11 protein-coding genes are annotated in these 12,167 nt (G+C 43.0%); 4 read left to right on the forward strand and 7 right to left on the reverse strand.

Annotation, left to right across the window (positions count from 1 at the left end; translation table 11 throughout):
• Positions 1-28 precede the first annotated feature (28 nt).
• The 5 genes from rbsK to rbsD form a co-directional block, all read right to left on the reverse strand.
• Entirely contained in the window at positions 29-946 is a 918-nt protein-coding gene (rbsK, locus tag R7H07_RS01460) for a ribokinase (protein ID WP_025767872.1), read from the reverse strand.
• A gap of 222 nt (positions 947-1,168) precedes the next feature.
• Positions 1,169-2,047 carry a ribose ABC transporter substrate-binding protein RbsB gene (rbsB, locus tag R7H07_RS01465; protein ID WP_005373143.1) on the reverse strand — a complete coding sequence of 293 codons (879 nt, stop codon included), beginning with the start codon at positions 2,045-2,047 and terminating at the stop codon, positions 1,169-1,171.
• Positions 2,048-2,134: 87 nt separating this feature from the next.
• The gene (gene rbsC / locus R7H07_RS01470; protein WP_005373145.1) at positions 2,135-3,118 is read right to left on the reverse strand and encodes a ribose ABC transporter permease; all 984 of its coding nucleotides are present in this window, start codon (positions 3,116-3,118) and stop codon (positions 2,135-2,137) included.
• Positions 3,115-4,620, reverse strand: coding sequence for a ribose ABC transporter ATP-binding protein RbsA (rbsA, locus tag R7H07_RS01475; RefSeq protein WP_054574641.1), 1,506 nt, complete (start codon positions 4,618-4,620; stop codon positions 3,115-3,117). Before rbsA ends, rbsC begins: the two co-directional genes overlap by 4 nt.
• 23 nt (positions 4,621-4,643) lie before the next feature.
• On the reverse strand, positions 4,644-5,063 hold the full coding sequence (rbsD, locus tag R7H07_RS01480; RefSeq protein ID WP_005382620.1) for a D-ribose pyranase: 420 nt from the start codon (positions 5,061-5,063) through the stop codon (positions 4,644-4,646).
• 473 nt (positions 5,064-5,536) lie between these two features.
• On the opposite strand from rbsD, the gene R7H07_RS01485 reads away from it, so the two are divergent.
• Positions 5,537-7,897: an EAL domain-containing protein gene (locus R7H07_RS01485; protein ID WP_054574642.1), complete on the forward strand. Its 2,361-nt coding sequence runs from the start codon at positions 5,537-5,539 to the stop codon at positions 7,895-7,897.
• 139 nt (positions 7,898-8,036) lie between these two features.
• Here R7H07_RS01485 and R7H07_RS01490 read toward each other — a convergent pair whose 3' ends face one another.
• Entirely contained in the window at positions 8,037-8,612 is a 576-nt protein-coding gene (locus tag R7H07_RS01490; protein ID WP_053349404.1) for an imm11 family protein, read from the reverse strand.
• Positions 8,613-9,474: 862 nt separating this feature from the next.
• Between R7H07_RS01490 and R7H07_RS01495 the strand changes: the two genes are divergently transcribed.
• The 3 genes from R7H07_RS01495 to R7H07_RS01505 all read left to right on the forward strand — a co-directional run bounded on the left by R7H07_RS01495 (position 9,475) and on the right by R7H07_RS01505 (position 11,311).
• Positions 9,475-10,116, forward strand: coding sequence for a murein L,D-transpeptidase catalytic domain family protein (locus tag R7H07_RS01495; RefSeq protein ID WP_033906463.1), 642 nt, complete (start codon positions 9,475-9,477; stop codon positions 10,114-10,116).
• Between the two features lie 326 nt (positions 10,117-10,442).
• Positions 10,443-10,901 carry a hypothetical protein gene (locus R7H07_RS01500; RefSeq protein WP_017633653.1) on the forward strand — a complete coding sequence of 153 codons (459 nt, stop codon included), beginning with the start codon at positions 10,443-10,445 and terminating at the stop codon, positions 10,899-10,901.
• An 86-nt stretch (positions 10,902-10,987) separates the two neighbouring features.
• On the forward strand, positions 10,988-11,311 hold the full coding sequence (locus R7H07_RS01505; protein ID WP_042522561.1) for a hypothetical protein: 324 nt from the start codon (positions 10,988-10,990) through the stop codon (positions 11,309-11,311).
• A 125-nt stretch (positions 11,312-11,436) separates the two neighbouring features.
• Here R7H07_RS01505 and R7H07_RS01510 read toward each other — a convergent pair whose 3' ends face one another.
• Positions 11,437-12,117 (reverse strand): DedA family protein, encoded by a 681-nt coding sequence (locus R7H07_RS01510; protein ID WP_054577812.1) that lies wholly within the window; start codon positions 12,115-12,117, stop codon positions 11,437-11,439.
• Between the last annotated feature and the right edge of the window lie 50 nt (positions 12,118-12,167).

The raw sequence follows: 12,167 nt of genomic DNA on the forward strand, positions 1-12,167 counted from the left end.
CTCCTATTTTAATGAGGCGTTGTGCGCCTTATTGTTCAGCGAGAAACGCGTCCACCTCTTCGCGGGTTGGAATCGACGTTTGCGCGCCAAAGCGGGTCACAGAAATTGCAGCCGCCGCATGTGCAAACTTAATCGCTGATTCTAAAGGTAAACCTTCTAGGAGACCAGTGACGAATGCCCCATTAAATGTATCGCCCGCTGCGGTAGTATCCGTCGCTTCAACGCGGAAACCCGAGATGATTTCGCCTCGACCGTTTTGGCTTAGCCAAACGCCTTTTGCACCGAGTGTGATCATGACAATTTCTATACCTTTACCATGTAGCACATTCGCCGCTTCTTGCGCGCTTTCGTTGTCTGTTACAGTAATACCTGTCAGAACTTCAGCTTCGGTTTCATTTGGCGTAATCACGTCAATGCAAGACAGTAATTCATCAGACAATTCACGAGCTGGCGCAGGGTTCAAAATTACGTTGGTTTTGGCATCTTTCGCTACACGCGCAGCTTTCTCAATGCCGCACATCGGCGTTTCCAATTGCATTAGCAAGTAATCTGCTTGGCGAATACGCTCTAAATCTGGCTCAATCGCTTCTGCTGTCAGTTTGGCGTTCGCTTCAGCTGAAATGCAAATGCTGTTCTCACCACTGTCCGACACTTGAATCATCGCGATACCTGTCGGGCAATTTGGCTGCATCTTCACACCAGTGATATCGATGCCGTCCATTTTGAAGTTTTCGCGAATGTTAATGCCGAATGAGTCGTCGCCCACACAAGCGATAAAACCTATGTCTGCATTTAATCGCGCCGCCGCGACGGCTTGGTTGGCACCTTTGCCACCTGGGATAACTTGATAGTTGCGACCATGCAGCGTCTCGCCTGGGCGAGGGAAAGAAGGCACTTGAAGAACATGGTCAGCGTTTACACTACCTAACACCACTAACTTATTCATACGGTTATCCTCGGTTCTGAATGAACCCTTTTTAAAAACTGTTTAGGAAAATACATTAGATGACTTTAACTTCTCTTCCTGATGAAGGAGTCTCGATAAAAAGCCAAAGGCATCTATACCCCACACTTTGCAGTATTTTGGGTAAGTTTGCCCTCACCTCCTAAACGACAGATATAAACGGAGGAGAGAGCAAAAATTAGGATGATTTATTGAACTTAAAACTTACTTAGTGACTACTTTTAGTGGTACTGGGATGTACTCTTCTACTTCTTCACCTTTCAAAACTTTGTCAGCCGTTTCAACACCTAAAGCACCGATAAGGTCTGGTTGCTGAGCAATAGTTGCCGCTAGTTTGCCACGGTTAACTGCTGCAATGCCGTCTTCCGTACCATCAAAACCAACGATAACGACATCTTTGCCAGAAGCTTGAACTGCGCGAAGTGCACCTAGCGCCATTTCATCATTCTGTGCAAATACCGCTTGTACATCCGGGTTAGCCGCTAGCAGGTTTTCCATTACGTTTAGACCTTTCGTGCGGTCAAAGTCAGCCGGTTGGCTAGCAAGAAGATCCATATCGCTGCCCTTCACGGCATTCATAAAGCCTTCACCGCGCTCACGCGCTGCCGATGTGCCCGCAATACCTTCAAGTTGAATGACTTTTGCTTTTTCGCCGACTTTTTCCATGATGTAGTGGCCTGCCATTTCACCACCAATTACGTTGTCCGACGCGATGTGACTCACGACTTCACCACGGCTTGCACCACGGTCTAATGTCAACACAGGGATCTTAGAACGGTTCGCCATACGAATTGCATTAGACACTGCATCAGAATCCGTTGGGTTGATAAGAATTGCTTTTACGCCGCGAATACTTAAATCCTCGATGTTCGACAGTTCTTTACTCGGGTCATTTTGCGAGTCCAGTACAATTAAGTCGTACCCCAATTCTTTCGCTTTTGCTTCCGCACCGTCTTTCATCGTTACGAAGAACGGGTTGTTTAGCGTCGAAACCACAATCGCCATGGTATCTTGAGCTTGCGCCGCTACCGATACGGTTGAAGAAAGAAGTGCAGCAGAGATAAGAGTTGCAAGTTTTTTCATCGTTCTAGTCCTTTGTGTAGGGTGAGCCAGTACACATCCCCTGACTCGGTTTGTATTCACTGTTTTATATATACAGATTGTTATGAATTACTTGTTTTTGTTGTCTACCAATACCGCCAGCAAGATAACCACTGCTTTTGCAATCATTTGGTAGTAGGAAGAAACATCAAGTAGGTTAAGTGCATTGTTCAAGAAACCGATGATCAGCGCACCAATCAAGGTACCCATGATACGGCCTTTACCGCCCATCAAGCTGGTACCGCCAAGAACAACCGCTGCGATAGCGTCTAGCTCGTAGCCCATACCTGCTGTTGGCTGCGCCGAAGAAAGACGAGACGTTACAATAATGCCTGCAAGCGCTGCTAACATACCGCAGATGGCGTAGACACCAATCTTCACTCGGTCTACATTGATACCTGATAGACGCGTCGCAGACTCGTTGCCGCCTAGTGCGTAAACATAGCGACCAAAGCGTGTGTGGTTAAGTAAATACCAAGCCGCTGCAAACACAACCACCATTAACCAAACAGGAACCGGAATGCCTAGCGCGTAGCCAGTACCAAACCATGCAAACGCATCCGCGGTGTCAGTAAAGCCTGTCGAGATTGGTCGACCTTCGGTGTACACCATGGTCACACCTCGTAGTAACGTCATGGTAACCAGCGTAGCGATAAATGCCTGCACCTTACCCTTCGCAATAATGATACCGCTGATCGCACCTAACGCTGCACCTGCGACTAAAGCAGTTGGAACCGCCACCAGCACAGGAACCTCAAGCGCAATCATGCTTGCCGCAAAGGCACCACACAACGCCAATACCGAACCAACACTTAAGTCGATGCCTGCTGTTAAAATAACTAATGTCATACCCACTGCGATAATGGCATTCACGGAGGTTTGACGAAGAATGTTGAGAATGTTGTCGACCGTAAAGAAGTTCGGGTTCAAAAATGACACAACAACGATCAGAAAGATCAGAGCTATCAGTGATTTTTGTTCAATCAGCCACTCTTTTGTGAACAACTTCTTGTTGCTCGTTTCGGTTGGTTTGCTCATGGTATTCGTACTCATGCTGCTTCCTCATTGATCTCTTTGCCTACGGCACAGGCGAGTAATTTTTCTTGATCGGCGTCTTTCGCATCAAATTCGCCAGTGATACGACCTTCATGCATCACTAAAATACGGTCGCTCATGCCGAGCACTTCAGGCATCTCGGAAGAAACCAAGATGATGCTCATGCCTTCGGCCTTAAACTTGTTGATGAGCTGATAAATCTCTTTTTTTGCTCCGACATCAACACCACGTGTCGGCTCATCCAGAATCAGAACTTTAGGTTTCGTCATTAACCCTTTCGCTATCGCAACTTTTTGCTGGTTACCACCAGATAAGTTGCCGATGATTTGATCTCGCGTTGGGGTTTTAATGTTGAATAACTTAATAAAATCTTCCACAGCAATCACTTCGTCGCTGTGTTGAATCTGGAAGCCTTTGGTCAGCTGGTTTAGCGAACAAAGTGACATGTTCTCCTTAACCGAAAGACCTAAAACCAAACCATCGCCTTTGCGATCTTCAGAGATGTAAGCGATACCATTTGCCAAGCCATCTTGCGGGCTAACCGGGTTAATAGTTTTGTTATCAAGATTGATAACACCATGCTCACTAGGTAATGCGCCGTAAATGACTTTCATGAGTTCAGTGCGGCCTGCGCCCATCAAGCCAGAAATTCCAAGAATCTCACCACGCTTGAGAGTAAAGCTCACATCCTGAACGCCAGACCCAGTCAAACCAATGACTTCAAGACAAGTTTCGCCATGTTGGACATCAATACGTGGATATTGCTCTTCTAATTTTCGGCCAACCATCATTTCAATTAGGCCATCTTCATCAGTGTCGGACACCTTGCACTCACCGATAAACTTACCATCACGAAGCACCGTAATATCATCACAGATTTCAAAGATTTCTTTAAGACGATGCGAAATGTATACGATGCCGCATCCTTGCTCGCGGAGCTCATTAATCACTTTAAACAGTGATTCCGTTTCGGTATCGGTCAGTGCGTCCGTTGGCTCATCCATAATGATGACTTTCGACTCAAACGAAAGTGCCTTTGCAATTTCCACCATTTGTTGTTCACCAAGGCTTAAATCGCCAAGCAATGTTTTTGATGAATGCTTTACATTGAGACGTTTTAAAAGCTTGTCAGCTTCGTCATACATTTTGCCCCACCGGATACGCCCTAAGGAGCCGGTGAACTCTCGTCCCAAGTAAATATTTTCGGCAATCGTCAGTTCAGGAATCAGGTTCAGCTCTTGGTGAATAATGCTAATACCAGCTTCCTGTGAATCGCGTGGACCTTTAAAGGCCGCCAGCTGACCTTGATATTGAATGCTCCCCGCATCCATGTGGTAAATGCCTGTCAACACCTTCATTAACGTTGACTTGCCTGCTCCATTTTCACCCATCAGCGCCATAACACGGCCTGGATAAACATTCAGGCTTGCTTTGTCGAGTGCTTTTACGCCCGGAAACGCCTTCTCAATTTCGCTTAGTTGTAGAATGGCTTGAGTCATAATCTGTCCTCAATATCTCTGGCTTAAAAAACCACGCCCGCTTGGAAAATAACGTTCGCATATGGCGAGCATTCGCCGGTTCTTACGATAGCGCGACTTTGGGCCGTGCGTGCTTTAAACGCTTCATGTGACACGTAGCTCACCTCAATAGATTTGCCCGTCTCTTCACTCTCTTTGCTCAGTTCGTTGAGCAACGCTTCATGCAAAACTGGGCTTGCATCAGAGAACTCTTCCGCAATGATGACCCCTTCGATTTGGGACTCAGATAGAATTACGCGAACAGTATCAAGAAAACTTGGTACCCCATGCGTTAGCGCCAAATCGATTCGCTGAACATGCTCTGGGATTGGTAGACCAGCATCACATATCGTGATCTCGTCGGTGTGGCCTAGCGTCGCCACCAAGTAAGAAATATCTGAGTTAATTAGAGTACTTTTTTTCATCTCATCGACCTTTCGGTTACACGTTCATACAACCATGAGCGCCTGTCTTAAAGTGTTTTCGTTATTAACAGAAAACTCATCGAAACGTTTCGATGAAATAATAATTCGTCATCGCAATTTGACCAGTGTGAGATCGATAAGGTGTGAGAATGATCTGTAATTCAATTGTCATTGAATAGGAAAAGTGCACTTGAGTCACACTTTACCATCGAAACGTTTCGATGATGGTATTTCCCTGTCATTACGGTTAGGTTTTATACAGGGAGGAAGGAAAAGAGACGTCCAACTACTGAGAAAACCTCTAGTTAATAAGCTCGAAACCTTTCACGTCATCACAATTCTTAGATAGCTGCCTGATTTTGGAGAACGCTCACCTTACAATCTGGTTACAATTTGCCAAAACACATCATCCGTTCAGTACCTTACCTGGTACGCGACGTTTGTAGGGACACAAACGGAAACTAAGAACCATAATGAAGTTAAGCAATAGAGTCATTTTGCTTGTCGCGCCAGTGATCTTATTAAGCGCGTTAGTATCTAGCTATATTATTTATAGCATTCAAAAAGTGACGCTCATCAAGCGGGAAGACAGCTATATTCAGTTGCAGATGGAAAAGCTGGCCGGGCAGTTTCGACAAGCGAATATTTTTCTTAATAGCTATGCCTATACGCTCAGTAAAAGTGATGTATTACAAGACTATTTGGTTAATCATAACAACCCCTATCGTGAGCGAGTCTTGTTTAATCGATTAGACGAGACCGCTGAAGTATTAAGCCATGGTTACAAAGGCGATGCGAGCATGGCGATCCTCGACGGCAAACAAAACCTTCTCTACTACACAGAAAACAAATATTACGAATCATCGGGCGTGGTCGACCCAAAGGTATTAGAGTACATATCACGAAGTTTCAATGAGAGAGAGGCTTTCAGTCACACTGGCTTTATTTATAACTCCAGTGGACAAAGCATTCTTCTTCAATATGAGGTCGTCGACAAAAGAACGGGGACTCACCCTTTGAGCTTTGACTCGAAAAATGTGTTTTTTGTGGTAGTTTCCGTATCACTTGAAGCCTTTAACGAGATTAAGCATGACATCGAGTTTGACACGCACAGCGTGATTACTTTCGCCGACAAACCCATTTATCTTGATATTCCTCTCGCTCAAACCATTGAGCTGCTGCCGCACTTTTATGCCGTGCTTTCTCCTGCCGAATATTTAATGTGGAATAAAGTCGATAAAGTGTGGCTAGAACTTGCTTTCTCCTTTGGCGTAGCGGCGTTTTTCACTATCACATTAATCATTTTGGTGTTGTACCGCTATGTGTTGCGCCCTGTTTCTCGCCTTGATAAGCAGCTGAACGAACTTGAATCTAATCAACGTGACAATATTGAAAAGCTAGAAACAAACGATGAAATAGGACGCCTCTCTGCACGCTTTTTTGATATGTATGAGGAACTTAATGTCATCTATAAAAAGACAAAACGCCTAGCTGAAACGGATCACCTGACGCAACTCGCCAATCGCCATCGTTTTCATGAGCTTGCCACTCGTGAACTTATCTCCCCTTCGCAGTTTCTGTGGGTTGTTTACGTCGATCTTGATAACTTTAAATACGTGAATGATAAATACGGGCATGAATTGGGAGATAACTTATTAAAAGTGTTCTCATCACACATCAAGAATGCTTGTCAAAAGTTCTCGCACGATTACAACAGCCCCTGCTTTGCCGCCAGGTTATCTGGTGACGAATTTGCAATTTTGCTGAGCTCAAATCAAGAGGTAAAACGCTTGCCTGATTTGCTTGCATCAGAGTTACTAAAACCGATTAGTAATCTCAGTTCATCTTGGAGTAATTCATTTCCCGTTACGGCAAGCGTAGGTATTGCACAATATCCTCAAGACGGTACTGACATCGCGAAGTTACTCTCCAGTGCCGATGCGGCTATGTATCAAGCAAAACGGGCAGGGAAAAATCAATACGCCTATTATTCAGCCGCTCTCAATATTGAGTCTCAAAGACGAAGTCAGCTTGAACGTGCGCTCCGAAAAAGCAATGTAGAGGAAGAATTCCACCTTGTTTTTCAACCCTATATGAACAATCGAAGCAACGAAATTGAGGGGTTAGAAGTCTTGTTGCGCTGGGAAGCCGAAGGTATCGGCCCTATCCCCCCAAAGGAGTTTATTCCAATTGCAGAGCAAGCCGGATTATTTGATAAAATTGACCGCTGGGTTTTCGCAAATGCAACGGCGGAATACCATCAATTAAGGAATATTTTCGGTAAGGATATTGTTCTTTCGGTCAATCTTTCATCAGCAGAGCTAAACTCGATAGAAATGGCAAACTACATCCATGAACAAGCGACACTGCACAGTGTTAAACCAGAATGTATTGAAATAGAGATAACTGAAACCTTTGCCGCAGAACAACAAGGCACGGCCCTACTTGATGAGCTATCAAAGCGTGGCTACCGTCTTGCAATTGATGACTTTGGTTCTGGTTACACATCGTTAACTCAGCTCGTTCAGTATCCGGTTCAAAAAATCAAATTTGATCGAGAGTTCCTCGTTACATTGATGAACACCAACAACGGCCATGTGATCAAACCTATTATTGAGCTATGCCATGCCCAAAATAAAACGGTTACAGCAGAAGGTATTGAACACAATATGATGCATGAATGGCTATCGGCATACCGCTGCGACTATATGCAAGGCTATTTATTTGGCAAACCAATGACTAAAGAACAATTGAGCTTGTGGTGGCAATCGGCAAATGACGACAGTCGATTTGATGCGTCCATGGTCAGCTCAATTAGGGTTTCAAGAACATAAGTTAAGGGGAGACGTACAGCAGTCACAACTGTGGCGGCTGTATTTAGCTGTATATGAGCTTCATTGATAGATGCTCAGCTTTTGTTCCCCCATACCTATATTTATGACTTTAGTTGAGTAAATCACTATTTATTCGTTTTTAAACCAGCACTTCCTTGAAATCCAAACCGGTCAAATTCAGCGCTTTGACGCTATCGTACAAGCCACCTTTTTTGTCCGTGCAAAACGTTCTGAGCCCAGCACCTTTTACTCTGAACAAGTCAGATTCATTAACGGCTTCTCTATTCAAAACGAGTTTCTTAAACGGTCTAGCACGACTTAGCTTACCATGACGAAGATTATACTCGGTAGCAGAGGTATCAATGGCATCAATTTGAGTGACAATGTTTAATGCTCGCCAAGGCTTTCCTTGTAGATTTAATGGTAAAAATTCGACATTCTCGCTCAACACATCGAGCTTATCCGCAATAGAAGCGGATACAGCAAGAGTAAAAGATCCCCATGCTGCAATATCAGGCCTGGGTAATGGCTTTTCACCCTTAACGTCTAACCATTCAATATCAATACTTTTCCAACTGGCTTTAACAGACTCTCCATAGAGTTGGATAGGTTTGCTTGCCGTTACTTGAAGAGACATTTCCAATGGCGACTCTTGCAACATTGCAAAATCATTAACATTGGGAGTGACAATAAACACTTTATTAAATGCTGTCATAACCGTCCTTAAATAATTTTGAGCGCTTTTCTTAATGAGACGAGCGCTTTCACACCAAACCAAACCAAACCAAACCAAACATAATAGATAGAGTTTACTTTCATGTTCAAAAATTTAATGAATTAATATCTGGTGTTCTTATCTTTTAATTTCGAAGTTTTATTATTTATATATTTAATCCACACGATAGAATTATTTTTTCAATTTTTACTATGTACCCTTCCTTATGTAATCGAATAAATTAGAGAATAAACAATAGCACGCATCACTTCACTTTTGTCGAGCTCATCACTCTCACTTAAACGATACATTCACAAGTTCAATTTTTGAACGACTTAGACTTAGCTTTGTCAATCGTGAATTAAAAACAACCGATTCACCGCTGTTTTACTGCCTTTTCTTACCACCCTGTTGTTTATTCATACATTATAAATGCACTTATACACATAACGATTCGGCGTTACGATTTGTTACGAGTTAAATCACAAACTTTTGAGGTATTGGATAAAGCGTAGAAAAAGAAAACACATTGAAATAAAAAGAGTTTCTAAAGTACGAAAAATAAAACGCCGTTTTTATAAATTAGCAACTTCACAAATATCCTTAAACACAGTTTTATTAATTACATATATCAGATATTATTTACGCCGAAGTTTATAGAAACCATCGTTAAACTTCATATTTTATATAAGTTTCAATTAGTTAGTTTTTAACTCGAAAACTTATCGTCAACCCAATATTAAGCACCTAAGCGTGCAATAAGAAACATTGGGAATAGAATTATATTGATGTGCATGTTGTTTTAACGAATGCATGAAGCAATCGGTAAATTTGTAACACCATAGAGTTTTATTTAGCCAAGATGAAAAAGTTAATTTTATTATTTACATGTGCGCTGTTGTCTGTCTCACCTTTTGCTTTTGCAAAACAATCAGATAACGAACCCAGGGATCATTTACGACCAAAGCAAGCTGAACATGTGTTTAAACAAGCCAAGCTAGATGGCATAGTAGACTTTAAGTTGTTCAGTGACGCTTACATCGCTTATCAGAAGACACCCGATAGAAAGAAGTCGGTACTAACGATCATCGACTATAGTAAACCATCAACTGAAAAGCGTTTTTATGTGGTTGATTTAGATAAAAAGAAGCTAATCTACAATACGTATGTTTCTCACGGCGTGAACAGCGGAAAGAAAACAGCGACACAGTTTTCAAATGTCGTGAACTCGCGAAAAACATCATTGGGCACTTTTTTGACTGATACCACTTACTACGGCTCAAATGGCTATTCACTTCGATTAGATGGGCTAAGCTCTGGATTAAACGACAAAGCTCGCGAGCGTTACATTGTCGTGCACGGCGCCGATTACGCAAACCCTTCCTTCATCAAGAAGAATGGATACCTCGGACGCAGTTGGGGTTGCCCTGCTTTGCCAGAGAAGTTGTCTCGCGAGATCATTGACACCATAAAAGGCGGCAGCGTTATTTACGCAAGCGCATAATATCGATGCGACACATATGGGGAAGAAAAAGAAGATTCTATTTCTTCCCTAGTAATAATCCTGTTAGCTTAATCGTCCTGTGCAACGACTCTCTTTCCATTTTCGCTTACTCGAAAGCGAAAACTATTGTGTTATTCGCTGATATACCTAAGTGCGATCAGAAAACTCTGTTCATCCCCCTTCCATCTCGTTAGTATACGCTGAGTTGATCAGACACTGGCTTTCATCGTTATCATAGTGCCACTAAGATTCCTTAATCATGGTGGGTAACTGTGGCTTTATATGTTTAGGGTTACTTCTTGCGTTATCTACACCGTATATTATTGATGCTTTCTTTGTCCCTGCTCTCAGGGCTCATCACAGCTTCATATGCGCATGAGTGGCACCACACCAAACATTACACTTCCGAGCGCCTACTTAAACTCTCTCAACAAGACGATTTTGAGCTAGCACACACTGATTTTCATGCCTCAGCTTCTCTGAGCTCTTGGGGTTCAGAAAGTTACTACCTACATATAAAGCGCGAGTTGTTCGGGCTTGTCTCCTGTCGCCGAACATCAGCTACTGATGGCGTTTTATCATCAGATTTTACTCCTGATTATTTTTTACTTATTGCTTTCTCTTCTCCACCACTACTGGAGTTGGCAAAACAAGCATCTCGCTTACCTCTAGACAGTTATGGCGGACTCATGAGTCAACGCTCTCTTTATCGCCTCTCAGGAAGAAAGGAAGCGAACTTAATGTACGTCTTTACTCATGGTCGCAACGCCTTCTCTGTTGTTTAACTTTTTATGACATACAGAGAACACGAAAATGTAACGATAAGAGCCAATATGCTCATTGTTACTAGAACCAATTTGAGGTCCATATAATGACAAGAATCGCTACAACCATCGCACTAGCATTACTATTTTCAGCGGGCTCAACCTTTGCAAACACAGAAACTAAGCCAGAAGAAATGAGTAACGACACTCTGTTAGAGTGTGCCAACGTTTCTAACGCACGTATTGCAGTTCCGGAACACAGAGCGATGTTCAGACACTACTTAATGTCTGAGAGAGACTACAGCTTTGACCAGCTATCGTCTGCCGAACTTGAATTTAAAGCAGCAGATAAGAATGAGTCTGAAGTAGAGAACATCTACAAGTCTCAGTGCAAAGAAGTTGGCGAATACCTATATAGCATTGGCTATTAAATTCGAAACCCTAACGACACTCAAAAAGAAAGGCGCAATGTATGCGCCTTTCTTTTTACTGACAAAAACCTGTCGATTAGAGGTCTAATCTGCATACAAGCTTAAAAGTGCAAATCAAAGTAAACTTATTGGGAAAACTCTGACACATCCTTGGGTTTACAGGTCGCTCGACGTGCTTTAACAAACAAGAAACTAAGCACTCCAATCACAAGAGTAATTATTGGTGCCGCCATTAATAGCATTGTGATTGCTTTGCTCATATTTTCTGGTAGCAAAGGAAGTAATGAACCAAAACCGCATAATATCAGCGTCCATAAAATCGCACTCAGCCACGCAAAGTAATGGAATTTACTAATACGTTTCACTCGCAACCCCATCATTAATGGCAATAGGGAACGAACAACCGGAATAAACCGCGCGCACAAAAGCGCAACCAATCCATGTTTACTGAGTAATACGTCGACTTGTTCCAAACGCTTTTGAGGAACCGCACTCACCCAGCCTTGAACCTTAGGTAAGCGATTTAGCCACTTGCCTTGTAAATAAGCCGCCCAACTTCCCAACCCCGCACTAACAGCTATCACCAACATGATCATAATTGGGTCAAGGACGCCAACCGCCGCCAGCGTACCGGATAATACGACGACACTGTCGCATGGGAAAGGTGCAGCAGGAATAAAACCACTTTCCAAAAAGATACTCACAGCAACAACAAAATAAACCAAACCTGCACTGCCTGGCGCCATTAACGCCGTGAAATCTTGATGCCAAAAAGCACTCAAGACCTGAATGATCGAATCAAACATAAACCGCTCCTAAGCATAATTAACCAAAAGTTGCAAAAACATGGAATGTG

The sequence above is a fragment of the Vibrio sp. Vb1127 genome, assembly GCF_033338735.1.
In the GTDB taxonomy this organism is placed as follows: Bacteria; Pseudomonadota; Gammaproteobacteria; order Enterobacterales; family Vibrionaceae; genus Vibrio; species Vibrio alginolyticus.